The sequence below is a fragment of the Pseudomonas sp. LBUM1649 genome (genome assembly GCF_059716155.1).
The window spans coordinates 2,979,317-3,005,839 of sequence record NZ_CP166807.1 but is presented as its reverse complement, the minus strand read 5'-3'; the positions used below and the strand labels follow the sequence as shown (position 1 = coordinate 3,005,839).

At 60.8% G+C, this 26,523-nt stretch carries 23 protein-coding genes and 2 pseudogenes; 10 read left to right on the top strand and 15 right to left on the bottom strand.

The genetic code is table 11. The features are described 5' to 3' along the window. Positions 1-29: 29 nt before the first annotated feature. The 6 genes and pseudogenes from ACA058_RS14090 to ACA058_RS14065 all read right to left on the bottom strand — a co-directional run bounded on the left by ACA058_RS14090 (position 30) and on the right by ACA058_RS14065 (position 6,360). Positions 30-602: a GGDEF domain-containing protein gene (locus tag ACA058_RS14090; RefSeq protein WP_497639613.1), complete on the bottom strand. Its 573-nt coding sequence runs from the start codon at positions 600-602 to the stop codon at positions 30-32. 59 nt (positions 603-661) lie between these two features. After that, positions 662-1,258, bottom strand: a complete 597-nt coding sequence (locus ACA058_RS14085) for a hypothetical protein (protein ID WP_497639612.1) — start codon at positions 1,256-1,258, stop codon at positions 662-664. Position 1,259: 1 nt separating this feature from the next. Next, positions 1,260-3,428 (bottom strand): xanthine dehydrogenase family protein molybdopterin-binding subunit, encoded by a 2,169-nt coding sequence (locus ACA058_RS14080; protein ID WP_497639611.1) that lies wholly within the window; start codon positions 3,426-3,428, stop codon positions 1,260-1,262. A 5-nt stretch (positions 3,429-3,433) separates the two neighbouring features. Then, positions 3,434-3,889, bottom strand: coding sequence for a (2Fe-2S)-binding protein (locus tag ACA058_RS14075; protein ID WP_497639610.1), 456 nt, complete (start codon positions 3,887-3,889; stop codon positions 3,434-3,436). A 1,069-nt stretch (positions 3,890-4,958) separates the two neighbouring features. Beyond that, positions 4,959-6,112, bottom strand: a pseudogene (locus ACA058_RS14070) (NnrS family protein). Then, positions 6,112-6,360, bottom strand: a complete 249-nt coding sequence (locus ACA058_RS14065) for a transmembrane sensor/regulator PpyR (RefSeq protein WP_497639609.1) — start codon at positions 6,358-6,360, stop codon at positions 6,112-6,114. The pseudogene ACA058_RS14070 and the gene ACA058_RS14065 overlap by 1 nt, the downstream one beginning before the upstream one ends. 265 nt (positions 6,361-6,625) lie before the next feature. Here ACA058_RS14065 and ACA058_RS14060 point away from each other — a divergent pair, with 265 nt between their 5' ends. Both ACA058_RS14060 and ACA058_RS14055 read left to right on the top strand, forming a co-directional pair. Further along, complete coding sequence (locus ACA058_RS14060; RefSeq protein WP_497639608.1) at positions 6,626-7,129, top strand: VOC family protein; 504 nt, start codon at positions 6,626-6,628, stop codon at positions 7,127-7,129. Between the two features lie 33 nt (positions 7,130-7,162). After that, positions 7,163-7,996, top strand: coding sequence for an AraC family transcriptional regulator (locus ACA058_RS14055; protein WP_497639607.1), 834 nt, complete (start codon positions 7,163-7,165; stop codon positions 7,994-7,996). A 236-nt stretch (positions 7,997-8,232) separates the two neighbouring features. Here ACA058_RS14055 and ACA058_RS14050 read toward each other — a convergent pair whose 3' ends face one another. Beyond that, on the bottom strand, positions 8,233-8,820 hold the full coding sequence (locus ACA058_RS14050) for a LysE family translocator (RefSeq protein WP_497639606.1): 588 nt from the start codon (positions 8,818-8,820) through the stop codon (positions 8,233-8,235). Positions 8,821-8,909: 89 nt separating this feature from the next. Next, positions 8,910-10,241, bottom strand: a complete 1,332-nt coding sequence (locus tag ACA058_RS14045; protein WP_497639605.1) for an aminotransferase-like domain-containing protein — start codon at positions 10,239-10,241, stop codon at positions 8,910-8,912. A 128-nt stretch (positions 10,242-10,369) separates the two neighbouring features. On the opposite strand from ACA058_RS14045, the pseudogene ACA058_RS14040 reads away from it, so the two are divergent. The 5 genes and pseudogenes from ACA058_RS14040 to ACA058_RS14020 all read left to right on the top strand — a co-directional run. Then, positions 10,370-10,630 (top strand): annotated as a pseudogene (locus tag ACA058_RS14040) (EamA family transporter); the annotation flags it as partial. Positions 10,631-10,720: 90 nt separating this feature from the next. Continuing rightward, positions 10,721-11,341 carry a LysE family translocator gene (locus ACA058_RS14035; protein ID WP_497639604.1) on the top strand — a complete coding sequence of 207 codons (621 nt, stop codon included), beginning with the start codon at positions 10,721-10,723 and terminating at the stop codon, positions 11,339-11,341. Positions 11,342-11,463: 122 nt separating this feature from the next. Further along, entirely contained in the window at positions 11,464-12,546 is a 1,083-nt protein-coding gene (locus ACA058_RS14030; RefSeq protein ID WP_497639603.1) for a bifunctional transcriptional activator/DNA repair enzyme AdaA, read from the top strand. 30 nt (positions 12,547-12,576) lie between these two features. Beyond that, positions 12,577-13,389 (top strand): isocitrate lyase/PEP mutase family protein, encoded by an 813-nt coding sequence (locus tag ACA058_RS14025; protein ID WP_497639602.1) that lies wholly within the window; start codon positions 12,577-12,579, stop codon positions 13,387-13,389. A 4-nt stretch (positions 13,390-13,393) separates the two neighbouring features. Next, positions 13,394-14,011: a DNA-3-methyladenine glycosylase family protein gene (locus ACA058_RS14020; protein WP_497639601.1), complete on the top strand. Its 618-nt coding sequence runs from the start codon at positions 13,394-13,396 to the stop codon at positions 14,009-14,011. 141 nt (positions 14,012-14,152) lie between these two features. Here ACA058_RS14020 and ACA058_RS14015 read toward each other — a convergent pair whose 3' ends face one another. The 3 genes from ACA058_RS14015 to ACA058_RS14005 all read right to left on the bottom strand — a co-directional run bounded on the left by ACA058_RS14015 (position 14,153) and on the right by ACA058_RS14005 (position 17,362). Beyond that, a complete protein-coding gene (locus ACA058_RS14015) occupies positions 14,153-15,250 on the bottom strand; it encodes an extracellular solute-binding protein (RefSeq protein WP_497639600.1) in 1,098 nt (365 codons plus the stop codon). A 2-nt stretch (positions 15,251-15,252) separates the two neighbouring features. Continuing rightward, positions 15,253-16,377 carry an agmatine deiminase gene (gene aguA / locus ACA058_RS14010; protein ID WP_497639599.1) on the bottom strand — a complete coding sequence of 375 codons (1,125 nt, stop codon included), beginning with the start codon at positions 16,375-16,377 and terminating at the stop codon, positions 15,253-15,255. 100 nt (positions 16,378-16,477) lie between these two features. Further along, entirely contained in the window at positions 16,478-17,362 is an 885-nt protein-coding gene (locus tag ACA058_RS14005) for a LysR substrate-binding domain-containing protein (RefSeq protein WP_497639598.1), read from the bottom strand. Between the two features lie 207 nt (positions 17,363-17,569). On the opposite strand from ACA058_RS14005, the gene ACA058_RS14000 reads away from it, so the two are divergent. Then, positions 17,570-18,058: a GFA family protein gene (locus ACA058_RS14000; protein ID WP_497639597.1), complete on the top strand. Its 489-nt coding sequence runs from the start codon at positions 17,570-17,572 to the stop codon at positions 18,056-18,058. On the opposite strand, the gene ACA058_RS13995 is transcribed toward ACA058_RS14000, so the two are convergent. Next, positions 18,055-18,669, bottom strand: a complete 615-nt coding sequence (locus tag ACA058_RS13995; RefSeq protein WP_497639596.1) for a MiaE family protein — start codon at positions 18,667-18,669, stop codon at positions 18,055-18,057. The genes ACA058_RS14000 and ACA058_RS13995 overlap by 4 nt on opposite strands. 170 nt (positions 18,670-18,839) lie before the next feature. On the opposite strand from ACA058_RS13995, the gene uspL reads away from it, so the two are divergent. Next, on the top strand, positions 18,840-19,703 hold the full coding sequence (gene uspL, locus ACA058_RS13990; protein ID WP_497639595.1) for a universal stress protein UspL: 864 nt from the start codon (positions 18,840-18,842) through the stop codon (positions 19,701-19,703). Positions 19,704-19,802: 99 nt separating this feature from the next. Here the strand turns inward: uspL and ACA058_RS13985 are convergent, their stop codons facing one another. Further along, a complete protein-coding gene (locus ACA058_RS13985) occupies positions 19,803-20,273 on the bottom strand; it encodes a DUF1289 domain-containing protein (RefSeq protein WP_497639594.1) in 471 nt (156 codons plus the stop codon). A 407-nt stretch (positions 20,274-20,680) separates the two neighbouring features. Between ACA058_RS13985 and acnB the strand changes: the two genes are divergently transcribed. Then, entirely contained in the window at positions 20,681-23,281 is a 2,601-nt protein-coding gene (acnB, locus tag ACA058_RS13980) for a bifunctional aconitate hydratase 2/2-methylisocitrate dehydratase (RefSeq protein ID WP_497639929.1), read from the top strand. Between the two features lie 124 nt (positions 23,282-23,405). Here acnB and ACA058_RS13975 read toward each other — a convergent pair whose 3' ends face one another. Together ACA058_RS13975 and ACA058_RS13970 are read right to left on the bottom strand one after the other, a co-directional pair. Next, the gene (locus tag ACA058_RS13975) at positions 23,406-25,058 is read right to left on the bottom strand and encodes a SulP family inorganic anion transporter (protein ID WP_497639593.1); all 1,653 of its coding nucleotides are present in this window, start codon (positions 25,056-25,058) and stop codon (positions 23,406-23,408) included. Positions 25,059-25,237: 179 nt separating this feature from the next. Beyond that, entirely contained in the window at positions 25,238-26,518 is a 1,281-nt protein-coding gene (locus ACA058_RS13970; RefSeq protein ID WP_497639592.1) for a serine/threonine transporter, read from the bottom strand. Positions 26,519-26,523 lie beyond the last annotated feature (5 nt).

Below are 26,523 nucleotides of genomic sequence, written 5' to 3'. Positions count from 1 at the left end.
GCGAAGAGGCCCGCAAATACAACACTAAACTAACGGCTCAACGCTTTTTCAGCCTCAACCAGCAGCTCTTCAGCCGAGCCTTGAAGCGCAGGATCGTATTCAATCTGCCCGATACTGAAACCAATCTGATACCCGCGATTCGCCGTGGTATTACGCTCATCGAGCATTTCGTCGAGTCGCGCCTTGATCGCCGTGATATCCACGCCACACGAGCCCGTCAGCAAGGCAACGAAGGTGGCGCCTTCCAGCCGGCCGATCACATCGTTTTCCCGGAAGCCGATGCGCAACATATCGGCAAAGGTTTTCAGCGCGTTGTCACCTTCCGCGCGCCCAAACAGATAGTTGACGCGCTTGAAGTCATCCAGATTGAAAAACAGCAGCGTCGCGGGCCTGTCCAGTTGCATGCAGGCCTCCAGCCCCAATTGAGCCAGAGCTATAAAGCCGTGCCGGTTGGGCAGCAGCGTCAACTCATCCATGCTCGCCATCTGCACCCCGATCAGCTCTTGCTCGGCTTTACGGGCAAGATCGCGCAAAAGCTCGCGCTCCTGTTGTGGCTTCCCTGCACATACGCCTGTCTTGTGCGGTTTGCCTGGAATCAGCATCACATACTCCAACGGAGGGTATGTTCTTTAGAGGCCTCTATACCGGTTTGACTCCGTGTTCATTGACCGATGGTCAAGTCCCCCAGCACCGGGCAAGGCCCTCCTGCCTCAGCCCAGCGCTTGAACTGGCTGACAAAAATGTCGTGAGGGACCGGCACCGGTGCGCGATTGCCACCTGGATTCCAGCCCCAAAGCACCAGCTTGTCTTCGCTGACGTGCTTGATCAGCGCCGCGAAATCGCGGTCACCGTTGCTCGCGCGGTCCTTGATCATGCTGCACAACATGTTCGGTGGCAGGCCGATCCAGGCCATCTTGTGCGCCGCCGGCGGCAGGCTCCAATGCGGTGCACCCGGCGGTGCATTGGCGCCGTAACTGGCCGGAGGATTGGCTTGCGCATGGCAACTGGCGCAGGGCAAACCCGGCGCTCCTTTGCCGTCCATGCCGCGCACGACGTTCATCGCGTGGGGAATTGCGGCGTCGAACTGCAAGGGCGAATCACCAGGAATGTGGCAGTTCTGGCAGCGGGGGCTTTGGAACACCTGGCGAACCGTGTCGAACGCTTTCACCGCCTCCTTGTCATCGGCGAACAGCTCTGTTGCATAGACAAAAAGGCAAATCAGTATCACCGCGCCGAGCAACCAATGGTGTCGTTTCATCTCACACCCCCGACAGTTGCAACGGCAGCTCACGCAGGCGTTGCCCGGTCAGGGCGTACACCGCGTTTGCCACTGCCGGCGCCGTGGGGGGCACACCGGCCTCGCCGATGCCGCCGGGTTTCTCACTGCTGGGCAGGATATGCACTTCGACCACCGGCATCTCATTGAGCCGCAGCACCTGGTAATCGTGGTAGTTGGACTGCACCACCTTGCCGTCCTTGATCGTCAGTTTGCTGTGCAAGGTGAAGCCCAGGCCGAAGGCGATGCACGACTCCATTTGCGCCGCGATGCTCTGCGGATTGACCGCAATCCCGCAGTCCACTGCACACACCACCCGATGTACACGAATCGCCAGGTTGTCCTGGGACACTTCGGCGACCTGCGCCACGTAGCTGCCACATGACTCATGCACCGCCACGCCCAAGGCATGGCCGTCCGGCAGCGGCGCCTTCCAGTTGGCCTTCTCCACCGCCAGGTTCAATACGCCAAGATGCCGTGGATGCGCCTTGAGCAAGGTCCGTCGATACTCCACCGGGTCCTGGCTTGCCGCCGCGGCCAGTTCGTCGATCAGCGATTCCATGACGAAGGCGGTGTGGGAATGCCCCACCGAACGCAGCCACAACACGCTGATGCCGGTCTGTGGCGAGTGCAGATCTACCTGATGATTGGCCATCCCCACCAGATAAGGACTGTCCGCCACGCCTTCGACGGACGTCTTGTCGATGCCGTTCTTGACCCTGGGGGCTTCGAGCGAGGTGCCGGCCATGATCGACTGTCCGACCAGCACATGCTTCCACGCCAGCGGCAGGTTATCGGCGCCGAGGCCGACTCGCGCCTGATGCAGGAACGCCGAACGATAATAGCCGCCACGGATGTCGTCCTCCCGCGCCCACACGGTTTTCACCGGCCCGCCCGCGGCTTTGGCAACCTGGACCGCTTCGGCGACAAAGTCCGAGGTCGGGTTGGCTCGCCGCCCGAAACCACCGCCGAGGAACTCGGTGTGGATCTCGACTTGCTCGGGTTTGAGCCCGGTGATTTTGCCGGCGATTATCTGATCCAGGGTCTGGCACTGCGTACCGGTCCAGATCTCGCATTTGTCCTGGGTGATGCTCACGGTGCAGTTGAGTGGCTCCATTGGCGCGTGGGCCAGGTAGGGCACGCTGTACTCGACGTCCACGATCTTGGACGCTGAGGCCAGCGCAGCCTGGGTATCGCCGGCCTGGCTGGCGAGCAGCCCGGGGGTGGCAGCGAGCTTGCGAAAATCCTCGAGCAATTGCTCACTGTCGAGTCCTGTGTTCGGCCCCAGGTCCCACTCGACGTGCAGCGCATCACGCCCCAGTTTCGCCGCCCAGTAGTGATCGGCGATCACCGCCACGCCAGTCGGCACCTGCACCACTTTGTGAACCCCGGGTATTGCCAGCGCCTCGGCGCCTTCAAAGGATATGACGCTGCCACCGAACACCGGCGAACGCGCGACCATCGCGGTCATCAGGCCGTCGAACTGCACGTCCATGCCGAATTTGGCACGTCCGGTGATTTTCTCCGGCGTATCCAGGCGCTTAGTGGGTTTGCCGATGATTTTCCAGTCCTTGGCCTCCTTGAGCTTGATCGACGCAGGGTCCGGCACCGGTAGCTTGCCGGCGTCATCGGCCAGTTCGCCGTAGGTGGCGTGCTGGTCGCCGGCAATCACCACACCCGACTCAGTGCGAATCCCCGAGGGCGCGACGTTGAAGCGCTTGGCCGCGGCCTCGACCAGCAGCAATCGCGCCGCCGCACCGGCCTGACGGTAGCGGTCGAACTCCATCCAGGTCGAGGTCGAGCCGCCGGTGATCTGCATGCCGCCGAACCCGGCCAGACCGTAATCGGCCGCCGAAGCCGGCGAGTGCTCGACGCGGATTTTCGACCAGTCGGCGTCCAGTTCTTCGGCGATCAGCATGGTCAACCCGGTCCAGATGCCCTGGCCCATTTCCGAATGGCCGAGCAACACGGTGACGCTGTTGTCATTGCCGATGCGCAGGAAGGCATTGGGTGCGACCACGCTGCCCTGGTTTTCCGCGCCCTGGGCAAAGCGATGGGCCCCGGCGATGACAAACGCCACCACCAGCCCGCCGCCCAGCACGGCACTGCCCTTGAGAAAACCCCTACGCGACAGCGGATCGATGCTGTTCATGGCCATCAAGCCAATTGGGCGGCGCGTTTGACCGCGGCGCGGATTCTTGGATAGGTGCCGCAACGACAGATATTGCCCGACAACGCCTGGTCGATGTCGCTGTCAGTCGGTTGCGGGATCATTGCCAACAAGGCCGCCGCCGACATGATCTGCCCGGACTGGCAGTAGCCGCACTGGACCACATCGAGTTCGGCCCAGGCTTGTTGCACCGGGTGCGAACCGTCGGTAGACAGGCCTTCGATGGTGAGGATTTTCTGCCCATGGGCCACGGCCGTGGCAGGTGTGATGCACGAGCGCAAAGGTGCACCGTCGATGTGCACGGTACAGGCGCCACACTGGGCCATGCCGCAGCCGAACTTGGTGCCGGTCAGGTGCGCGACATCGCGCAGCACCCAGAGCAGCGGCATGTCCGCGGGGACATCCAGTTCCTGGTCCTTGCCATTGATATTGAGGGTCAGCATTGCGAAGGTCCTCAGACTCAAGGTGTTCTGAAGTTGGCGCCGCTGTGGCGATCGAGAACCTACGCGCGCCTTTGGGTTATCCCTACAGCTAAGCGCAAATTACCCGGCAGGCCGAGGTGTATCGACCACCGGTCACAAAAGCTGCCTGCCTTGCCCGCGATGGCGGCCTGACAGCCGACCTGTTGTTTGTTGACGGAGTACATATCCATTGCTGCGGTAACGGCCACTTATGGTTTCGCCCTTACGGCGAGTCCCTTTTTCAAAACAAACGCCAAAAAGGAACCAAAAGGCTCTTGCCCCACCACTCGGTACCTCGCTGTGGCTCGGCATGCCCTCTCTCCGGCAATACTCCGTGGGTCGCCGCGATGGGCCATCCATGGCCCAGCGCGGCTAAACCGGCGTCCTGCCGGTTTAGCCACTGCGCAATGCCTGCGTTCGGCCATCGTGGTTTAACGGGGCGCCCAAAATCTAAAGCCAAAGCGAGGCGGCCTGACAGCCGACCTGACTTTTACGGCTGTACCTGATCCCCTGTGGGAGCGAGCCTGCTCGCGATGGTCGCCAACGATAACGCGCCCTGTCTCGATGAACACGTTGTCTGGACATTTTTCGTCGGAACGCCGCCCGGAGCCGGCTCGCTCCTACAATGGGATCGCGGGCAGACCTGCAATCAGGTCGGCTATAAGGCCGCCTCGCTTTGGCTGTTGCTCTGCTTTGGCTTTTGATTTTCTTGCCCCATCGAGAGGCCGAGTGGAGGTTCTGCGCAGTGGGCAACCCGGCATGGATGCCGGGTTAGCCGCGCTGGGCCAAGGATGGCCCATCGCGGCGGGCTCTGTAGGAGCGAGCATGCTCGCGAAAAACCTGAGAGCACCGCGGGGTGTCAGGCTCCCCGCGTCATCGTTGACCTCCATCGCGAGCATGCTCGCTCCTACAGGCTTTTCCAAGTGACTCGCTGTAAAAGCGAAACCATAGGTGGGCGTTACCGCAGCAATGGATATGTACGCGGTCAACAACATCCAGATCGGCTGTCAGGCCGCCTTCCCGGCAATGCCGCGACCCGACAAGCCCGCTCCTACACCCTGGGCTTGAACAAAACCCCGGTATAACCAAGCAAAACAGCCCAAGCGCAGCACACCAAAGCAACGCCGACAACCCCAGCCCCAGCCCGGAAAACGGCACCAGCAACACCCGCGCCACGCCTGCGATCAACACCAGGACAAATCCCACAATGATGGCTTTCGACGGCTGCAGCGCCCGCCCGGTATGCCCCAGGCTGACCCGGGCAATCATCGCCAGAATCAACCCGCCAATGCCGCCCACCGCCAGCGAATGAGTGGCCAGGCTCTGTTGCGGCATCAGGCCGACGTGCCACAGCCCCATGGCAAACACCGCCACCACCAGCCAGGCGTAAGACAGATACAGCGACCACAAAAGCGGCACACTCCACATACCCCGGGCATGCCAATGCCACAACCGCAGCAGGTGCAAAACGCCGATCAAGACAAACAACGCCGCCAGCCAGACCCTGGGCACGTCGTGCAAACCGAGGGCAAATGTCAGCGCAGCAAACAAGCCACTCACCATCAGAACCCGCGTCGGCCACGGGTTGGCCGCCGGTAAAGCCGGGCGATTCAAGCCGCGCTGGATGAAGAAAGGAATCACTCGCCCGCCGATCACGCTCATCAGCGCCGCCACAAGCCACAGGGCAGCCAGCACGCCACGGCGTTGCAGACCCACATCGTCGGTCGAGAGCCCCCACAGCGTCATGGCCTGACACCCCGCCAGCAGCGTGACCATCAGCAGAATCGGATAATTATCGCGCTTGCCAGCGGTCACCAGGTCGCGGCCCAGCACCCCGGCCAGCAGCGGCAGGAAAGGCAGTTGCAACAGCAGTAGCGCACCAGGAGCAATCGGCAGCAACCAGGCCAGTCGAGCCAGCAACCAGACCAGCACCAGCCCGATCAGCGGCCAACCGTTGAGCCCGGGGCGGCCGGTCCAGTTCGGCACCGCCGTCAGCAGGAACCCGGCGATGATCGCCGCGGCGAATCCGAAGGGCATTTCGTGCCGATGCCAGGCAAGCATGCCTCCTACCGGTTGCGCACCGGGCAATCGGCCGTACAACCACAGGGCCCAGATCGCCACCGCCAATGCGGCAAACGCGGCACCCGCGAGAAAAAACGGGCGAAAACCGAGACTGAAGACGGGAGCGGCGGCCAGTTTGCGCATCAGGCCAGCGCCGCGAGATGAGGTTTGCTCAACCGGTGTTGGGCCAGCAGGCGCATGACGTAACCGATTTTCAGCAGGGTCGGCCCGACGATAGTCATGGCGTGCAACGACACCAGCGCCACGATCGACAGATAACCGGCATAGAGGTAAGCGCCGTAGATGCCTGCCAGCAGCATCGCCAGGCCGACGCCGAGCACACGGCTGGAAAGGTGCAGAACATTCTGAGGATTGCTGAAGAAATGGAACATTTTCCGTACTCCTGTAGCCGTTCAGTTGTACGTGGGATGTATCAAGTCTCGTGCCAGATAGTTAGCCCTTACAAATCAGGCACGTGAGGAAGTACGTGTCATAACGACTCGTCGCAGAAATAGTCGGTATGACTCGTGACGTAGTCATATCGACCGCACTCTGTAGGAACTCCTTACACACTCGGCGATCTACGGCACGGCCAGACCCGCGGAGGCTAGCTACGCTGATAGTCCAGCATGCAAAAACCTGCCAAGGAGACGCGCCATGCTTCACGTGCAAAAACTCACGCCCTGCCTGTGGTTCGATGGTCAGGCCGAAGAGGCCGCAAAGTTCTACTGTGCGATCTTCGATCATTCGAAAATCACAGCCATCACTCACTACGGCGAGGCCGGACAGGAGTTCCATGGCCGGGAAGTCGGTTCGGTCATGACGGTCAGCTTCGAACTCGACGGGCAGACTTTTACCGGCCTCAACGGTGGCCCGAACTTCACCTTCAGCGAAGCGATCTCGTTCCAGGTCAACTGCCAGACCCAGGAAGAAGTCGACCACTTCTGGGGACGCCTGTCCGCCGGCGGGCCGGTCGAGGCACAGCAATGCGGCTGGCTCAAGGACAAATTCGGCGTGTCCTGGCAGATCGTCCCGGTGGCGATGATGGAAATGATCAAAGACCCCGACACGGCGAAATCCCAGCGCGCGATGCTGGCGATGATGCACATGAAAAAACTCGATATCGCCGAGCTGAAACGAGCCTTTGACGGCGAGAGCTAATACACTCAGGCGCGGATCTGCCAAGGATTGACCATGAAGCTCGCAAAGACCAGGGACGCCGACAAGGCCCCGCGCTTCTGGCGCGATGACGCCCTGCCCTTCATCGAAGCCCGCTCCATCGCCGACGGGCGCGAGGTCTGTTACACCCGGCATGCCCACGAGCACTTTTCCATCGGAGCGATCACCGCCGGGCGTAGCACCTATGTCCATGAGCAATCGAACTTCGAGGTCTGTGCCGGCACCGTCGTGCTGATGAACCCCGGTGATGTCCATGCCTGCAATCCGATCGATGATCAACCCTGGTCGTACCTGATGCTGTATGTCGACACCCCGTGGCTCACCAATTTGCAGCATCAGCTTGGGTTCAGCAACGATCTGGCGTTTCGCCGGTTTGCGGTCACCCATACCGCGGAACGTGGACTGTTCGTTGGCTTGCAGGCGTTGTATCAGGTACTGGTCGATCAGCAGCAAGACGTGTTGCGCAAACACAGCGCGGCCGTGGAGTTTTTCACCGAGGTGCAGCTACGCCTGAACCCGGCCGAACAACCACTGCGCGAGCCCAACTTCAAGCTCGAGCGCGCCGCCGACTTCATCCGCGAGCACTGCACGCAACTGCTCAAGCTCGAAGATATCTGCGAAGCGGCGCAGTTGTCGCCGTCCTACCTGATCCGCGCGTTCAAACAGCATTACGGCATGACGCCCCACGCTTTCCTGGTCAACCGACGCATCCAGTTCGCCCGGGATCAACTGCGCAATGGCAAGCTGATTGCCGATGTGGCGCTGGAAGCCGGGTTTGCCGATCAGGCGCATTTCCAGCGGGCGTTCAAGCAGCATCTGGCGGCAACGCCAGGGCAGTATCGCGGTTGAACTCGCTCACTGTGTGCGCAGAGCTTTTGTGGCGAGGGGATTTTTGTGGCGAGGGGATATATCCCCGTTCGGCGGCGAAGCCGTCGCAGTATCAGCAAGCACGGTTTACCAGAAAGAATGCATAGGGCCGCTTCGCAGCCCAACGGGGATGAATCCCCTCACCACAAAAATCCCCTCGCCACAAAAGCCCCCTCGCCACAGGTTTTCCCTCGCTTCAAAATCGGTTGAACCAGTGTCTATGGCAACACCAGATAAACGGCACTCACCGCCAATAACAACGCCATGCCCCGATTGAACAAGCGCATGCCCGCCGGATTGTTCAAGTAGCCGCGCAAGAACGTCCCGGCGTAGGCCCAGCAACCGACCGACAGGTAGCAAATCACCAGGTACACCGCCGCAAATTGCCACACCAGACGGGCCTCGCCATCGGCGACGAACGCGCCCATGCCGGCCACGCAGGCCAGCCAGGCTTTCGGGTTGAGCCATTGCATGACCGCGCCGTAGAGCATCGACGGCGCGCGGCCCGAGTCCTTGGCCTCCAGCTGCCCGTTGTCGGCGGCCAGTTTGTACGCCATGTACAACAGGAACGCCACCCCGGCCCACTGCACCACTTGCGTCATTGCCGGCCACAACTGCAATAGCTCATGCAAGCCCAACCCCATCAGTACCAGCAGCAACACGAATCCCAGCGTCGCCCCGGCCACATGCCGCTGACTGGCGCGAAAGCCGAAGCGCGCTCCCGAACCCAGCGCCACGATATTCACCGGCCCCGGCGTGATTGAAGCTGCCAACGCAAACGCCGCCATGGACATGATCAAACTCATCGCACACCTGCTCAGTCAATTGAACCAGGCGTCAATGTAAGGAGGCCTGTGGTGCGCGTATTGAAGAAAACTGCCCAAAGAGGTGCCCGCTATGAGTAATAGTCGACCACCCTCTTCACCTTCACCAACGCCTGGCGTAGCGCGACCATGTCCACCGAGCCCAGCGCAAGGCGTATCGCGTGCGGGACATGATGGGTAATCGCAAAGGGTTCGGCGGGCGACACCGACACCTGCTCGCGCATCAACGCCATGGCGATCTGGTCGGCCCGGGCGTCCTCGGCCAAGGGCAACCAGATGAAATACGACGACGGATGGCTGATGGTCTTCAGCCCCGCCAGCACCTCACGGGCCAAGGTTTGCCGGGCCTGCGCGTCCGCGCGCTTTTGCGCCTCGAGTTTGCTGACAGTGCCGTCGTCGAGCCAGGCCGTGGCAATGGCCGTCATTACCCCGGGGGTGTTCCAGGTGGTCGCCATGATGGTGCGTTCAAATCCGCCAATCCATTGCGCCGGCGCGGCGACAAAACCGACGCGCAACCCGGTGGCGACATTCTTGGATAAGCCGCTGACGTACACCGTTCTTTCCGGCGCCATTTCAGCCAGGGGTGGCGGTACGTCTTCAGCCAGGAAAGCGTAGGCCGCGTCCTCGATGATCGTCAGGTCATACCGGCGTGCAATCGCCACCAGCTGCTTGCGCTGATCGGCGTCCATCACCCAACCCAGCGGATTGTGCAGGGTCGGCATCGAGTACACGGCTCGCACTGATCGAGTGCGGCACAGCTTGTCCAGGGCAGGCAGATCAGGCCCCTTGTCCGTGACGGGAATGGGCAACACTTCAAGATGCAGCGTTTCAGCCAGCGTCTTGAAGCCCGGATAGGTCAAGGCGTCCGCGGCAATCACATCGCCGGGCTTGAGCAAGGTCATCATCACCACCGCCAGGCCGTGCTGGGCGCCGCTGACGATCAGCACCTGTTCGGCCGACACGTTCAGGCCGCGCTCGCCCAGATGACGCGCGAACGAAGCTCGTTCATGCAGGCGCCCGGCGTGGGGCTGGTAACGCAGGAGGGACTCCAGGTCACCGGACAATGCGAGCTGGCGCAGGGCGTTGCGCAACAGATCAGCCTGACCTGGCAATGATGGGTAGTTGAAGTTGAGGTCGATCATCCCGGCTGCCACCACCGACTGCGAAATGCCCTGGCCCGGCGGCAACGAGGTCTCCCGGACAAAAGTCCCGCGCCCGGTTTCGCCACTGACCAGGCCCATGCCCTCAAGCTCGGCATACACCCGGCTGGCGGTGACCAGCGCCAAACCGTGCTCAGTGGCCAGTTGCCGATGGGTCGGCAAGCGAGTACCGGGGGGCAAACGCCCCGAGCGGATGTCAGCGGCAAAGGCGTCAACCAGCGTTTTGTAGCGGGATCGAGGCATGTCGAGATATATCCATGACAATTTTTTGATTGTATCGATAGTCAGCCATAGGATGGGTTTCGTGCAATCAATCAATGAACGTGAGCCTGATGGAACGGACTTCTAACCTGCAAAACCATGCGCTGGACAGCAGCGCCAGCATCAGTACACCGGCCTGGTTCAGCTTGGGCTACGTGTCGCTGTTCAGCATGCTGATCGGCTTTGTGTTCTGGTATCGCGGACTGGCGCAAGGGGGCATTGCCGCCGTAGGACAACTGCAATTGTTGCAACCATTTTTCGGCCTGGCACTGGCCGCTACCTTGCTGCATGAACACGTCAGCCTGGGCATGCTCGGCGTCACCGTAGCGGTGATCCTGTGTGTGGCCGGAGCGAAAAAGTTCGCGCGTTAGCCACTGGTACGCTTCCTGCGTCCATGACTGTATGGGTCAAGCCCCTGGGCAGCTGTGATAAAAATACGGCTCCTGCTGTTGGAGCCGATCATGGACCTCAACACCCTCACCCTCTTCCTTCCGGCCTGCTTCGCCCTGAATATGGCGCCAGGCCCGAACAATCTGCTGTCGGTCAGCAATTCGACCCGCTATGGCTACCGCACTGCGTGCCTGGCCGGTATTGGCCGTTTGCTCGCCTTCGCCGCCATGATCGCCCTCGCCTCGGCCGGTCTGGCGGTGGTGCTGCAAACCTCGGAATTGTTGTTCCACGGGATCAAGATTCTCGGTGCGGCGTACCTGTTTTATCTCGCCTGGCAATTGTGGCGTGCCAACCCCGGCATGGAAACCGCGGCGAGCGCCGCGCCGGTGGGGATGCTGGCGTTGGCCCGGCAAGAGTTTCTGGTGGCGGCCGGCAACCCGAAGGCGATCCTGATCTTCACCGCGTTCCTGCCACAATTCGTCGACTCGACCCACGCCATCGCACCGCAGTTCGCGGTGTTGGGCGCACTGTTCCTGATCCTGGAATGGATCGCCATCGGCGCCTACGCTTACATGGGCCTGCACATGCGCCGCTGGTTTGCCAAACCTTCGGGCAAACGGATGTTCAATCGCTGCTGCGCGGGGTTGTTGTCGGTGGCGGCTTCAGTGTTGCTGATGGCGCGTCGGGCCTGAACAAACTGAGAAAGATCAACAGATCGCAGCCTGCGGCAGCTCCTACCGGTCATCTCAACGAACCGGAATTCTCTGTCGAATTTCCGGTGGAGCCTGTCCCTGCCCCGTTCTATGCTGCGCCAATGAACCTACAAAACACGCCACTACCGCCCCACGCCGAGATGGTTCGCGCCATGCTCGAACGAGACACCGCCTACGAGGGGGTGTTTTTTACCGCGGTCAAAACCACCGGTATTTTCTGCCGTCCTGGTTGTACCGCACGCAGCCCGAAACCTGCGAATGTCGAGTTCTTCGCCCACGCCGATGAGTGTCTGGCGGCGGGGTACCGCGCTTGCCTGCGTTGCAAACCCATGGACGCCGCCGCGATTGCGCCGCACTGGGTGCAGCAGTTGCTTAAGGCAGTGGACGCCGATCCCGAGCAGCGCTGGACCGACGCCCAGTTACTGGCCGAAGGCATCGAGCCGCTGAAACTGCGCCGCTGGTTCAAGCAGCATTTCGGCATGACCTTTCATGCCTGGCTACGCACCCGGCGCCTGGGCATGGCCTTGGGCGGGATCAAGCAGGGGGATTCCATCGACAACGCCGCGTACGACTCCGGTTACGAATCCCTCAGCGGCTTTCGCGATGCGTTCCAGAAGTCTTTCCACATTACACCGGGCCGCGCCGCCAACAGCGAGCCGCTGCTTTTCACCCGCTTGACCACGCCGCTGGGGCCGATGATCGCCATGGCCGAACGACGCGGACTGGTGTTACTGGAGTTCCTCGACCAGCCCAGCTTGACCCGGGAAGTACAAGCGCTGCAAAACCGTTTTGGTTACGCCGTGGCGCCGGGGCATAACGGGCATTTGCAGCAAATCGAAGACCAACTGACCGGGTATTTCGCCGGCGAGCGTACTGAATTCAGCGTTGCCCTGCACATGCCCGGTAGCGAATTTTCCCGTCAGGTATGGGCCGAACTGGCAAACATCCCCTATGGCCAGACCACCACCTACGGCGCGATCGCTGCCCGCCTTGGCAAAACCGGCGCCAGTCGGGCGGTGGGCTTGGCCAACGGTCGCAACCGCCTCTCGATTGTGCTGCCCTGCCACCGTGTGATCGGTGCTGATGGTTCGCTGACGGGCTACGCTGGAGGCCAACCGCGCAAAGCGTTTTTGCTCAGACTGGAAAACGCGGCGGTGCAGATCACCCAACAACTCGCGTTCTGATCCCACCCATTTCAAAAGGAAGGCATCTCGATGGACAGGCTTGATGATCAACTTCATAAGCTGCATCACAACGGTCTGCTGATCCTCACCAACGTCGCCGACGCTGCCGGGGCGCGGCTGGTGGAGCAACTGGGCAACAAGGCCGTGGCTACCAGCAGTGCGGCAGTGGCCTGGGTCCATGGTTACCCGGACGGCAACACCCTGCCCCTTGAGCGACTGGTATCGACGGTCGAATCCATCGCCCGGGTGATTTCGGTGCCGTTGACCGTGGATATCGAGGCTGGCTACTCCGACGACCTGGCACGGGTTGCTGAAGTGGTGGATGCGGTCATCGCCGCCGGTGCGGTCGGGATCAATATCGAGGACGGCGCCGCGCCGCCTGAATTGCTCGTGTACAAGATTGAAATCGCGCGCCAGGTTGCCGATCGCCGCAACGTGAACCTGTTTATCAATGCACGCACCGATGTGTACCTCAGGAGCCTGGTCCCCGCCGAAGATCGCGTGGCGGAAACCCTTAGGCGCGCCGCGTTGTACCAAGCGGCGGGTGCCAACGGTTTGTTCGCGGCTGGCGTTACATCAGAGTACGAGATCGCGGCGCTGTGCCGGGGCACCACGCTGCCACTCAATGTCCTCGGTTTCCCCGGTCTGCCGTCGCTGCAAGAGTTGCAAACACTTGGCGTGCGCCGCTTGAGCGCCGGCTCCGGCATCGCCGAGTTCCTCTATGGTGCCATGGCCGCACTGGCAAAAAACTTTCTGCAGACCGGCAAACTCGACAGCCATGACCTCAAGGCGTTCACCTATGCCGAAGTCAACGCGTTGCTCAAACCGCCGGGGAAAGCCTGAGCCCATGCCGGACGACTACTTACCCGCCACCGAGTTTCTAGCGTCCCTTGATGGGGATTGGCATCGGCACATCGCTGCCATCGGCCCGTGCCTGCATCAACCTCACGCGGCCCGCGATCCCTATGAATCACTGGTGCGGGCGATTGCCTACCAGCAACTCCACGCCAAGGCCGGGGATGCAATTGTCGGCCGGTTGCTGGCGCTGTACCCATCGGTGGCGTTTCCGCAGCCTGAGCAGATTGTGGCGACAGATTTTGATCGACTGCGCAGTTGCGGCTTTTCCGCCAGCAAGATTGCCACCATTCAAGGCATCGCCCAGGCTGCACTGGACGGCGTGGTGCCGGATTACGCCACGGCGCTGGCCATGGACGACGAAGCACTGATAGAACGCCTGATCACCCTGCGCGGTGTGGGGCGCTGGACCGTCGAAATGCTATTGATCTACAGCCTTGAGCGGCCGGACATTTTGCCGGCCGATGACTTTGGCGTGCGCGAGGGCTATCGACGGCTCAAGGGGCTGGAGGTGCAGCCGACGCGCAAGCAGATGATTGAGATCGGGTTGGCGTGGAGCCCGTATCGGACTGTGGCTGCGTGGTATTTGTGGCGGGTGCCTGGCAGGTAGACCGTGGTGAGGGGATTTAGCGAATCGTCGCACCGCCCCGTTGGGCAGCGAAGCGGCCCCAAAAAAAGGGACTGCTGCGCAGTCCAACGGGGATAAATCCCCTCGCCACAGGTTTGCTTTCAGCTTGACTGGCCAAGCCTGTCACAACCCCGACTTCAACCGCGTAAACGCCCGGATCAAAGCCCGGTTGAACGCCTTGCCATTGTCATTCTTGCTGTACAACGAAGCCCGCACCGCCTGCGCCGGATAGGTCCCCGGATCATTGCGAATCGCCGGGTCGATCAAGGTATCCGCCGCCGTGATCGCATTGGCATAGTGGATGGTGTCGGTGATCGGCGCGATCACTTCAGGCGTCATCAGGTAATCCATCAATGCCAGCCCCGCCTCGGGATGCGGGGCGTCCTTGGGAATGACCATGGCATCGAACCAGATCAATGTGCCCTCTTTCGGTATCCGGTACTGCAACGAAAACGGCTTTCCAGCCGCTTCTGCCTGACCTGCCGCGATGGCCACGTTACCGTTCCACGACATCGCCACACAGGTATTGCCGTTGGCCAGGTCGCTGATGTTCAGGTCGTTGTCGAAGTAGCGAATGTACGGGCGAATCTTCGCCAGTTGCTGTTCGGCAAGTTTCAGGTCATCGAGGTTCTGGCGATTGATGTCCAGCCCCATGTATTTCATCACCGCCGCGAACACTTCGTTAGGGTCGTTGAGCAGGCTGACCCCGCAATCGGCGAATTTCGACACCACCGCCGGATCGAACAGCATTGCCCAACTGTCCGTTGGCGCATCGGGCAGGCGCTGCTTGACCGCCTCTTCCTGATAACCCACGCCGGTGGTGCCCCAGGCGTAGATCCCGGCGTAACGGTTGCCCGGATCGAACACCGCCATGTGCTGGCGGAACTCTTCGCCGACACCGGCAAAGTGCGGTATCTGCTGCTTGTCGACGGTCTGAATGGCGCCGCTCTGGATCGCCCGGGACAAATGCTGCCCCGCCGTCAGCACCAGGTCATAGCCGCTGCGACCGGTCAGCAGTTTGGTCTCGACGGTTTCCAGGGAATCGAAGTGATCGGCGACGACATGGATACCGGTTTTTTTCTCGAAATTGGTCAGGGTGTCCGGGGCCAGGTACTCGCCCCAGATATACAGATTCACCACCGGTTTGGCGGTGTCGGCGGCCTGCACACACAGGGGTGCAAGCACCAGCAATATAGCTTGAGTCAGTTTGTGCAGGCCCATGTTCAAACTCCCTTTTTGTTGCAGGCAGCGCCAGCGTACTGCGGCATGGTGATGCACGCGACGTTGCCGCCACCGAGGAGAATTTCCCGGGAGTTTTCGATGCCGACGATCTTGTGCTGCGGGAACAGTTCGGCGAGGGTCGCCAGCGCCACCTGATCATTGCGATCGCCAAACAGCGGCACCACGATCGAGGTGTTACCAGCGTAGTAATTGATATACGACGCGCAGATTTTCGTTCCAGCCTGACGGGTATGCGTGCTGTCCTGTTGATCCAGACCCTCGGCCTCTTCAGCGGTCCATTCCAGCACATCCGGTTGTGGCAGCTTGTGCACGATCAACTCGCGACCACGGCTGTCGCGGGTACTGCGCAGGATTTCGTAGGCCTCCTGATAGATCTCCCACTGCGGGTCGTCGCGATTGTCGGTCCATTGCAGCACCACCTCGCCGGGGCGCACGAAGCACGCCAGATCATCGACGTGGCCGTCGGTTTCGTCGAACTTGCAGCCCCGTGGCAGCCAGATGACTTGCTCGGCGCCCAGATAATCGGTCAAGCGGCGAGTGACTTCGTCCTTGCCCAGATGCTGGTTGCGGTTACGGTTGAGCAGGCATTGTTCGGTAGTCAGGATGCTGCCCTCGCCGTCGCTCTGGATGCCGCCCAGTTCGGCAATCAATGGCGCGCGATAGCGGTCGAAGCGTTCGATTTCGAGGATTTTGCTGGCGATCTGGTCGTCCTTGTCCCACGGGTAGTACAAGCCGCCGTCGAGGCCACCGTAGGCGTTGAACTCGAAGTCGACGCCGCGCACTTCGCCGCTCTGGTCATTGACTACAAAGCACGGCCCGCTGTCGCGGAACCAGGTGTCGTTGCAGGTCATCTCCACCACCCGCACTTGCGGCGGCAACTGGCGGCGAGCGGTGGCAAATTGCGCGGCCGAGGCGCAGACGGTGACCGGTTCGCTTTGGGAGATAGCGGTGACGATCTGCACCCAGACTTTCTGCGCAGGCTTGGCGCCATTGCGCCAGACGTCGGTGCGCTCAGGCCAGCCGAGCCAGCAGCCGGACTTGGTATCGAATTCGCCGGGCAAACGGAAACCGTCGAGTTTGGGAGTGGAATCGAGCAAACGTGCCATGGGCAGACCTCATCAGCGGGGATTGGAATGACCACAGGCTAAGGTCGCGGGCGCCCTCCTCGCCAACGATGATTATTTCGGAACACTTGAATTCAACTCATCAATCGACTAGCTGATTGTTGAACCATTCGAGCATCTGCGCCACGGCGGGCCGCTCCAGGCGAACCCGCTCGCACACCAGCGCGTATTGCCCCAATGCCGTCATGCTTGAGGTGAATGGCCGGACCAGGCGACCGCTGAGCAAATCTTCCTGGGCGGTCAGGTTATCGCCCATGGCCACGCCCTGCCCTTGGGCCGCGGCTTCCAGGGCCAACCCGGCGTGGGCGAAATACAGTTGCCGTTCGGGGCGCTGATCACCGGCATGGCTGGTGAGCCAGGCGGTCCAGGTCTTGCCGTCCTGATCGTCATGCAGCAAGCAGTGGCGGGCCAGGTCCTTGGGTGTTTTCAGCGTGCCTTGGTTGAACAGGCCGGGACTGCACACTGGGAAGAACTGAAGCGCCGGCAATGGCCGGACGAAATACGCACTGCTGTCCACTGGACCGGTGCCATAGGTGATCGCCAGGTCGATGTCCTCTCCCGGCGCTGTGGCGTCGATGGGTTGTTCGTAGAGGTGCAGGGTGATGTGCGGATAACGCGCGTAGAAATCCGAGAGGCGACTCATCAACCACTTTTGCGCGAGCTCGGCGGTGACCGCCAGGCGCAACACCGCCAAGGACGATGGGTCGCGTAGTTCGTCGCAGGCATCGCCAATCAGTTCGAAGGCTTGTTGCAGGCTTTGCATCAGGCGACCGGCGGCCATGGTCGGGCGAATCTGCCGGCCTTCGCGCACGAACAACGACACGCCAAGCTGTTCTTCCAACTGGCGGATCTGGTGGCTGACGGCACTGTCGGTGACGCACAACTCCGCCGCCGCCCGGCCGAAATGAGCGTGACGGGCGGCGCATTCGAAGGTTCTGAGGGCTGCCAGGGAGGGTAGTCGTCGCATCGGGTCAGGTCCGGGTTTCGAGGCGCCCATGCTGACCCGGTGGAATGTGGGCGTCCAGTGGGACCGCGTTTTCGTTCTTCGCGAGCAGGCTCGCTCCCACAGGGAATTCATTTCACATGTGGGAGCGAGCCTACTCGCGAAGGCGTCGGCAATCGCGCCACATATCTTCTAGGCTGAACCGAATCACTTCAGCCTGCGGAGACCACCATGCAACTCGAAGGCTCCTGCCATTGCGGCGCGGTGTTGTTCAACCTGACCAGCGCCCACCCCTACCCCTATCAACGCTGCTACTGCTCGATCTGCCGCAAGACCCAGGGCGGTGGCGGTTATGCGATCAACATTGCCGGTGACGCCAATAGCCTCAAAGTGCGCGGGCGCAAGAACATCGCGATTTACCATGCACTGCTCAAGGGCGAAGGCGAAAAGCGCGCCCATCGCAGCAGCGCCGAGCGGCATTTCTGTTCGCTGTGCGGCTCGGGTTTATGGCTGTTCAGCCCCGAATGGCCGGAACTGATCCACCCATTCGCCTCGGCCATCGACACGCTGCTGCCGGTGCCGCCGCAGCACACGCATTTGCTGCTGGACTCCAAGGCCCCCTGGGTCGAGGCCGAAATGAAGCCTGGCGATAAACAGTTTGAGGGTTATCCCGAAGAATCGATCGCCGAGTGGCATGAACGCCTGGGTTTGAGCCGTTAAAGCAAAGATCCTACAGGCACACCGCTATGGAACCGAAACTCCACATCCGGCGATTCAATCAATTCCTGCTCGGCGGCCCGCACCTTGTCGATCACCTGAGCGATGTCCTTGGCGTCACCGTACTGGTAAGCCAGCTTCAGGTAACCCTGGAAGTGCCGGGCCTCGCTTTTGAGCAAGCCGAAGTAGAATTTGCCCAGTTCTTCGTCCAGATGCGGTACCAAAGCCTCGAAACGCTCACAACTGCGGGCCTCGATGAACGCGCCGACCACCAACGTATCCACCAGTTTTACCGGTTCGTGACTGCGTACCACTTTGCGCAGCCCCGAGGCGTAACGCCCGGCAGACAACTGACGCAACTCGATCTTGCGTTTTTTCATCAGGCGCATGACCTGCTCGTGGTGCACCAGCTCTTCCCGGGCCAGACGCGACATCATGTTGATCAAATCGACGTGGGAGTGATATTTGGCAATCAGGCTAAGCGCCGTGCTGGCCGCCTTGAACTCGCAATTCTTGTGGTCGATCAGCAAGGTGTCCTGATCGGCCAAAGCGGCCTGAACCCAGCCATCCGGAGTGCGGCAGCCGAGGAACTCGTGAATTTCGGGAAGGATCATGGGGCTCACGGAAAAAAGGATATAGATAGGTATAAAACGAAGGGCGCCGATTATACCGGCCCGCCCGCAGACCACCAGTCACACCGTTGATATGCATCAAGTCGCCGAATGCCGCACAGGAACTATAGTTGTGCAACGCCGTGCTTTTTCATTTTCAGGAGATCCCGATCATGCAAGCCATTCGCAGCATTCTGGTGGTCATCGACCCCGAGCATTCGGAAAGCCTGGCGCTCAAACGAGCCAAACTGATCGCCGGCGTAACCCAGGCGCACCTGCACCTGCTGGTCTGTGACCGTAAGCACGACCACAGCGCCATGCTGGGAGTCCTGAAGGCTGCCCTGCTGCAAGACGGATACAGCGTCACTACCGAGCAGGCCTGGAATGAAAGCCTGCACGAAACCATCGTCGACGTGCAGCAGGCCGAAGGCTGCGGGCTGGTAATTAAACAGCATTTCCCCGACAGTTCGCTGAAAAAGGCCCTGCTGACCCCATTGGACTGGAAACTGCTGCGGCACTGCCCTACCCCGGTGCTGTTGGTGAAAACTGCAGGCTCCTGGAAGGACAAAGTGATCCTGGCGGCCGTCGACGTAGGCAATACGGAAAGTGAACACCGCCATTTGCACAACACCATCATCGATTACGGTTATGACATTGCCAGCCTGGCCAAGGCGCATCTGCATGTGATCAGTGCTCATCCGTCGCCCATGCTGTCGGCGGCCGACCCTACATTGCAGCTCAGCGAAACCATCGAGGCGCGCTATCGCGAACAGTGCAAGTCGTTCCAGGCCGAGTTCGACATCGACAACGAACACCTGCACATCGCCGAGGGCCCGGCGGATGTGCTGATTCCGTTCATGGTGCACAAACTGCAGGCGGCCGTGACAGTGATCGGCACCGTGGCGCGTAGCGGATTATCGGGGACGTTGATCGGCAATACCGCGGAAGTGGTGCTCGATGCGGTGGAGAGCGATGTGCTGGTGCTCAAACCCCGTGAGGTTGAGGATCATCTGGAGGAGCTGGCGGTAAAGCATTGAGATTAGTAGTGCCAGGTAATTCGCCATCGCGGGCAAGCCTTGCTCCTACAGACGGTGAAAATCTGTAGGAGCAAGGCTTGCCCGCGATGCTTTTAGGGTCTAGCCGCCAAACGCGTCCTTGAGGAACCCCGGCGCAATGTAGCGCTGGTAATGCGCCTCGGAGAGCAGGAAAAATTCCCGATCGATGGCATCGCGCAGTTCCGGCAGGTTCCAGTCGCGAAATTCCGGCAGCAGCACCATCCCGTAGGCTTGCAGATTGTTGATGACCCGCGCGCCCCGGGCGATCAACTGGTAGGCCCAGCAATACTCGGACTGATGCGGCACGAAGCGGATCTTGCGCTGCTCCAGTTGCGTTTGCAGCAGCGCCGGATCGAAAATTTCCACCTTGGCGGCCATCACCTGGGACAACAACTGCTCAAGACGCAGCCACACCGCGCGTTTTTCTTCCTCGTTGTAGCCGTTCCAGTGAATTACTTCGTGGTGGAAGCGCTTGCAGCCACGGCACACCAAATCACCGTAAACAGTGGAGCAAAGGCCGACGCAGGGGGTCTTGATGGTCTGATTGGGCATAGGTAGGCAAACGCGAAAAAGCAAAACAGGACGGCATGTTAGCCCTTTGTCTAACATTGATCACCCCTCAAAGTTTCAGGAGCCAACTTACCTTTAATTTTTTTTTGCCGTAGAATCAGCCTGCCTTTTTAGGCGCCAATGTCCGTTAGAAGCTGTTTTCAAAGCGTCACGAGCACAGTCGTTCCTTCAGAGCGGTGTTGGCGAAGGGTTTTTCCAGCGGGGAAAAGCCTTACGCCAACCCTCATCAGCTCCCGTTCTGCAGGCGTAAAACTTTGAAAGCAGCTTCTGTAAGGAATTGTCGGTAATTCTGGCTAAGTGGCCCACAACGCCATGCAGCGCATGAGTACGGCAATTTCGGGATGAGCGTCCCGGACACCCATTTGGGACCACTGATGAGGGTAATAACTGTGCTTGAAGCCTACCGCAAACATATCGAAGAGCGCGCAGCACTGGGTATCGTTCCCCAGCCGCTAAACGCCGAACAAACTGCAGGCCTGGTCGAGCTGCTGAAGAATCCCCCGGCTGGCGAAGAAGCATTCCTCGTTGACCTGATCACCAATCGCGTTCCGCCAGGCGTGGACGAAGCAGCCTATGTCAAGGCCGGTTTCCTGTCTGCCATCGCCAAAGGCGAAGCCAAATCCCCCCTGATCGACAAGAAGCGCGCTGTTGAGCTGCTCGGCACCATGCAGGGCGGCTACAACATCGTGACCCTGGTCAACCTGCTTGACGACGCCGAGCTGGCGCCAGTAGCTGCCGAAGAACTCAAGCACACCCTGCTGATGTTCGACGCTTTCCACGACGTCGCGGAAAAAGCCAAGAACGGCAACGTTCACGCTCAAGGCGTGCTGCAGTCCTGGGCTGACGGCGAGTGGTTCAAGAACCGCCCGACCCTGGCCGACAAGATCAGCCTGCGCGTGTTCAAGGTGACTGGCGAGACCAACACCGACGACCTGTCCCCTGCTCCTGATGCCTGGTCCCGCCCGGACATCCCGCTGCACGCCCTGGCCATGCTGAAAATGGCTCGCGACGGCATCGTGCCGGACGCACAAGGCGTCACCGGCCCGATGAAGCAGATCGAAGAAATGCGCAACGCCGGCTTCCCTATCGCTTACGTCGGTGACGTGGTTGGTACCGGTTCTTCGCGTAAATCGGCGACCAACTCGGTACTGTGGTTCTTCGGCGACGACGTTCCCTTTGTTCCGAACAAGCGTGCCGGCGGTTTCTGCTTCGGCAGCAAGATCGCTCCAATCTTCTACAACACCATGGAAGATGCCGGCGCACTGCCAATCGAATTCGACGTATCCAACATGCACATGGGCGACGTGATCGACCTGTACCCGCATGCTGGCAAAGTCTGCAAGCACGGCACCGACGAAGTCCTGACCACCTTCGAAATGAAGACTCCGGTCCTGTTGGACGAAGTTCGCGCCGGCGGCCGTATTCCGCTGATCATCGGCCGTGGCCTGACCGAGAAGGCTCGCGCCGAACTGGGTCTGCCACCGTTCGACCTGTTCAAGAAGCCTGAAGCACCAGCTGAAAGCACCAAGGGTTTCACCCTGGCGCAGAAAATGGTCGGCAAGGCTTGCGGCGTAGTCGGTGTGCGTCCTGGCACCTACTGCGAACCGAAAATGACCACCGTGGGTTCTCAGGACACCACCGGTCCAATGACCCGTGACGAACTGAAAGACCTGGCGTGCCTGGGCTTCTCGGCCGACCTGGTCATGCAGTCGTTCTGCCACACCGCGGCTTATCCAAAGCCGATCGACGTGACCACCCACCACACCCTGCCTGACTTCATCATGACCCGCGGCGGCGTTTCCCTGCGTCCGGGCGACGGCATCATCCACTCGTGGCTGAACCGCATGCTGCTGCCAGACACCGTGGGTACCGGTGGTGACTCGCACACCCGTTTCCCGATGGGCATTTCGTTCCCGGCCGGTTCCGGTCTGGTCGCGTTCGCCGCAGCCACCGGCGTCATGCCGCTGGACATGCCGGAATCGATCCTGGTGCGCTTCAAAGGCAAGATGCAACCGGGCGTCACTCTGCGTGACCTGGTTCACGCCATTCCTTACTTCGCCATCCAGAAAGGTCTGTTGACCGTCGAGAAGAAAGGCAAGAAAAACGCCTTCTCCGGCCGCATCCTGGAAATCGAAGGCCTGGACAACCTGAGCATCGAACAGGCTTTCGAACTGTCCGACGCCTCGGCCGAGCGTTCGGCTGCCGGTTGCACCATCAAACTGTCCAAAGACTCGATCACCGAGTACCTGCAGTCCAACATTACCCTGCTGCGCTGGATGATCGGCGAAGGCTACGGCGATGTACGTACTCTGGAACGTCGCGCGCAAGCGATGGAAGCATGGATCGCCAATCCTGAGCTGATGGAAGCCGATGCCGACGCCGAATACGCCGAAGTCATCGAAATCGACCTGGCCGAGATCAACGAGCCTGTACTTTGCGCACCGAACGATCCGGACGACGCCCGTCTGCTGTCCAGCGTTGCTGGCGAGAAGATCGACGAAGTGTTCATCGGTTCGTGCATGACCAACATCGGTCACTTCCGTGCTGCCGGTAAATTGCTGGAACAGGTCAAGGGTCAGCTGCCAACCCGTCTGTGGCTGTCGCCGCCGACCAAGATGGACGCTCACCAACTGACCGAAGAAGGCTACTACGGCATCTACGGCAAGGCTGGCGCACGCATGGAAATGCCGGGCTGCTCGCTGTGCATGGGTAACCAGGCACGTGTAGAGCCGAATTCGACTGTAGTGTCGACTTCGACCCGTAACTTCCCGAACCGCCTGGGTGACGGCGCAAACGTCTACCTGGCTTCGGCTGAGCTGGCGTCCGTGGCTTCCATCCTGGGTCGCCTGCCGACCGTCGAGGAGTACATGGAATACGCTGGCAAGATCGACAGCATGGCGGCCGATGTCTACCGCTACCTGTCCTTCGACCAGATTGCCGAGTTCCGTGAAGCTGCTGCGAACGCCAACATCCCGGTCGTTCAAGCCTAACGTTGCAACGCAATGAAAAACGCCGCCCATCGTGAGATGGGCGGCGTTTTTTTATGCCTGTAAAACTGTTCCTGACTGTTCCTGACTGTTCCGGCCTCATCGCGGGCAAGTACATTCAATAGAGTCATGTGTTCAACTTGAGGGCCTGCTGCACCGCACCATCCACACTCAACCCGCTCAGGACCACCCCGGTGGCCTGCACCTGCGGCAACGTCGCCAACGCCGTTTGCGCACTGTCCTTGAGACGAGCCAGTATCAGGCGCTTGCCGTCCTGATGCACCCGCTCAAAAAACTCCTGCAACGCCTCGATGCTGGTGCCATCCAGGTCGGGGGATTCCTCAAGACTGAGAATCACCGAATGAACAGGCACTTGTGAGTGCCGGATCAGACGCAAGGCGCCCCCAAGAATCCGCTCGACGTTGGCAAAGAACAACGCTTCACCCGGCCGGACAATCAACACGCCTGGCACTGTTTGCGCCGCAGGATGGCGTTGCAGGTCGACAAAGTCGTGACCGCCATCAACGCGCCCGAGAATCTGAACATCCGCCGCCGACATCTGCTTGAGCATCAGCAACACACTGATCGCCACCGCCACCAGCAAGCCGTCCAGCACCCCCAGCACCAACACCGCACCCACGGCGCAGATCACCAGCAAACGGTCATGGCGCCAGATGAAATACCGTCCCAGCGGTTGCAGGCTCAAGCCACGTCCCAGGGCATGGATGACGATGGCAGCGAGTATCGGTTCCGGGGTCAGGGCGATGTAGGGCAGCACTGTCAGGACAATGACCAACACCACCAGCGCTGCCACGATACCGGCCAGGCGCGAAGTGGCACCTGCCGCCTCATTGGCCGAGGTGGCCGAATACCCCGCTCCCGCCGGCATGCCGTGGAACAGAGCGGACAACAGGTTGGACGCCCCCAGCGCCAGCAGGTCGCGGTTCGAGGTCACGCGATCACCGTGCTTGAGCGCATAGGCACTGATCGAGCCATACGACTCCGCGTACAGAATCATCACCATGGCAAACGCCAATTCACCCAGATGCAACCAGTCGGAGAACGGCAGTACCGGCAACTTCGGCACCTCCAGGCTCAGGTCGATCACGCCGATCAGCTTCACGCCATAGGCCGGAAGGTTCAGCCACTGCCCTGCCGCGATGCCAATCACCACCACCAACAAACCACCTGGCAGGCGCCGAAACCGCGCGAACAGCCATAACAGGATCAATGCCACGGCACCGACCGCCGCCGCGACCCAGTTCCATTGCGGCAGCTGCTCCAGCAATTGCGGCAGAAACCGCACCAGGTTGGCCTCGGTCAGGTGCACGCCGACCACGCTGGCGACCTGCTTGAGAATGATGGTTAGCGCCAGACCAAAGGCAAAGCCGCGCAACACCGGTTTGGCGATAAACGACGTCACGCTGCCGAGCTTGAACAGCCCGGCCAGCAGGAAAAATGCCCCGGTCACCAACACCAGCCCGATGGCCAGGGTCGAGCGCAGTTGCGGGTCGCCATTGGCCAGGGTGGCGGTCGCGGCGGCCAGCACGGCGGCAGAGGATGAAGTAGCCGAGACAATGGCGAAGCGGCTGGTGCCCAACAGGCCGTAGCACAGCAAACCGGCGAACAAGGCGATCACCCCGGCCTGGGGCGCCAGTGCCGCGATGCTTGAATAAGCAACCGCCTCGGGCAACAGCAAGCCGGCAATCGACAAACCTGCCAGCAGGTCCTGCCAACGATTGGGTGGTTTGGTGGGGCTTTGGGACGAGGCGCTCGACAATCCGATGTCTCCAGACGAAAAAAAGCCGCTGCGCGCATTACGCGCAGCGGCCACTGTAGCTGAAAATCAAAAGATCGCAGCCTGCGGCAGCTCCTACACAGGCCGCGAACTGGCGCGATGCATCAGTCAACCCGATCTCTGTAGGAGCTGCCGCAGACTGCGATCTCTTGATCTTTACGTCAGGCAGTCAGCGAGTAGACCAACGCCGTAATCGCCACCAGGCCCACCGCCGTCACGAAGACGTTGGACGCCTGACCGCGATAGCGCGCCATCGCCGGCACCTTGCGAATCGCGTACATCGGCATCAGGAACAGGATCGCCGCGATCACCGGGCCACCCAGGGTTTCAATCATGCCGAGGATGCTCGGGTTCAGTGTCGCGACGATCCAGCACACCACCAGCATGAACGCGGCGGTCATGCGGTCCAGGGTCTTGGCGGACGGACGCTTGCCGCTCTTGACGATCAGACCCTTGAGGCCCTCGCTGGCGCCGATGTAGTGCCCCAGGAACGACTTGGAAATGGCCACGAAGGCAATCAACGGCGCCGCAAAGGCGATGGTCGGATTGCTGAAGTGGTTGGCCAGGTACGACAGGATCGACAGGTTCTGCGCCTTGGCTTCAGCCAGTTGCGCTGGAGACAGGGTCAGCACGCAACTGAAAACGAAGAACAGCACCATCACCACCATCAGCAGGTGGGCGCGGGACAGGATCTGCGAGCTGCGCTCCTCGGCGTGCTCGCCGTAGCGACGCTTCTGGTCCACGGCGAACGCAGAAATGATCGGCGAGTGGTTGAACGAGAACACCATCACCGGAATCGCCAGCCACAGGGTGTGCAGCAACGCCGATGGCGCGGGCACGCTGCTGGCGGTAGTCAGGATGCCGCCGTTCCAGTGGGGAACCAGGTACACCGCCAGAAACAGCAGGGCGACGATGAACGGGTAGACCATCAGGCTCATGGCCTTGACGATCAGTTGCTCACCACAACGCACCACCGCCAGCAGGCCGAGGATCAGCACCAGCGACAGCACGGCGCGCGGTGGCGGCATGATGTGCAGTTGATGTTCAAGGAAACTGCCCACGGTGTTGGTCAGGGCCACGCTGTAAATCAGCAGGATCGGGAAAATGGCGAAGAAGTACAGCAAGGTGATCAGCGCACCGGCCTTGATGCCGAAATGTTCCTCCACCACTTCGGTGATGTCCGCGCCTTCACGGCCGGACAGCACAAAACGGGTCAGCCCGCGGTGTGCGTAGAACGTCATCGGGAACGCCAGCACCGCAAGGACCAGCAGCGGCCAGAAGCCGCCCAGACCCGCGTTGATCGGTAAAAACAGGGTTCCCGCGCCAATCGCCGTGCCGAACAGGCCCAGCATCCAGGTGGTGTCCTGGCGATTCCAGCTCGAAAGGGTTGCGGGTGTCGCTGCTACAAAGCGTTCGTTAACGCTATTGGCCTGATCATTCATCCGGT

What these genes read in the sequence shown, in the direction of transcription:
- ACA058_RS14090 (WP_497639613.1), bottom strand. Translation starts at nt 602, where the DNA reads ATGCTGATTCCAGGCAAACCGCACAAGACAGGCGTATGTGCAGGGAAG.
- ACA058_RS14085 (WP_497639612.1), bottom strand. Translation starts at nt 1,258, where the DNA reads ATGAAACGACACCATTGGTTGCTCGGCGCGGTGATACTGATTTGCCTT.
- ACA058_RS14080 (WP_497639611.1), bottom strand. Translation starts at nt 3,428, where the DNA reads ATGAACAGCATCGATCCGCTGTCGCGTAGGGGTTTTCTCAAGGGCAGT.
- ACA058_RS14075 (WP_497639610.1), bottom strand. Translation starts at nt 3,889, where the DNA reads ATGCTGACCCTCAATATCAATGGCAAGGACCAGGAACTGGATGTCCCC.
- ACA058_RS14065 (WP_497639609.1), bottom strand. Translation starts at nt 6,360, where the DNA reads ATGTTCCATTTCTTCAGCAATCCTCAGAATGTTCTGCACCTTTCCAGC.
- ACA058_RS14060 (WP_497639608.1), top strand. Translation starts at nt 6,626, where the DNA reads ATGCTTCACGTGCAAAAACTCACGCCCTGCCTGTGGTTCGATGGTCAG.
- ACA058_RS14055 (WP_497639607.1), top strand. Translation starts at nt 7,163, where the DNA reads ATGAAGCTCGCAAAGACCAGGGACGCCGACAAGGCCCCGCGCTTCTGG.
- ACA058_RS14050 (WP_497639606.1), bottom strand. Translation starts at nt 8,820, where the DNA reads ATGAGTTTGATCATGTCCATGGCGGCGTTTGCGTTGGCAGCTTCAATC.
- ACA058_RS14045 (WP_497639605.1), bottom strand. Translation starts at nt 10,241, where the DNA reads ATGCCTCGATCCCGCTACAAAACGCTGGTTGACGCCTTTGCCGCTGAC.
- ACA058_RS14035 (WP_497639604.1), top strand. Translation starts at nt 10,721, where the DNA reads ATGGACCTCAACACCCTCACCCTCTTCCTTCCGGCCTGCTTCGCCCTG.
- ACA058_RS14030 (WP_497639603.1), top strand. Translation starts at nt 11,464, where the DNA reads ATGAACCTACAAAACACGCCACTACCGCCCCACGCCGAGATGGTTCGC.
- ACA058_RS14025 (WP_497639602.1), top strand. Translation starts at nt 12,577, where the DNA reads ATGGACAGGCTTGATGATCAACTTCATAAGCTGCATCACAACGGTCTG.
- ACA058_RS14020 (WP_497639601.1), top strand. Translation starts at nt 13,394, where the DNA reads ATGCCGGACGACTACTTACCCGCCACCGAGTTTCTAGCGTCCCTTGAT.
- ACA058_RS14015 (WP_497639600.1), bottom strand. Translation starts at nt 15,250, where the DNA reads ATGGGCCTGCACAAACTGACTCAAGCTATATTGCTGGTGCTTGCACCC.
- aguA (WP_497639599.1), bottom strand. Translation starts at nt 16,377, where the DNA reads ATGGCACGTTTGCTCGATTCCACTCCCAAACTCGACGGTTTCCGTTTG.
- ACA058_RS14005 (WP_497639598.1), bottom strand. Translation starts at nt 17,362, where the DNA reads ATGCGACGACTACCCTCCCTGGCAGCCCTCAGAACCTTCGAATGCGCC.
- ACA058_RS14000 (WP_497639597.1), top strand. Translation starts at nt 17,570, where the DNA reads ATGCAACTCGAAGGCTCCTGCCATTGCGGCGCGGTGTTGTTCAACCTG.
- ACA058_RS13995 (WP_497639596.1), bottom strand. Translation starts at nt 18,669, where the DNA reads ATGATCCTTCCCGAAATTCACGAGTTCCTCGGCTGCCGCACTCCGGAT.
- uspL (WP_497639595.1), top strand. Translation starts at nt 18,840, where the DNA reads ATGCAAGCCATTCGCAGCATTCTGGTGGTCATCGACCCCGAGCATTCG.
- ACA058_RS13985 (WP_497639594.1), bottom strand. Translation starts at nt 20,273, where the DNA reads ATGCCCAATCAGACCATCAAGACCCCCTGCGTCGGCCTTTGCTCCACT.
- ACA058_RS13970 (WP_497639592.1), bottom strand. Translation starts at nt 26,518, where the DNA reads ATGAATGATCAGGCCAATAGCGTTAACGAACGCTTTGTAGCAGCGACA.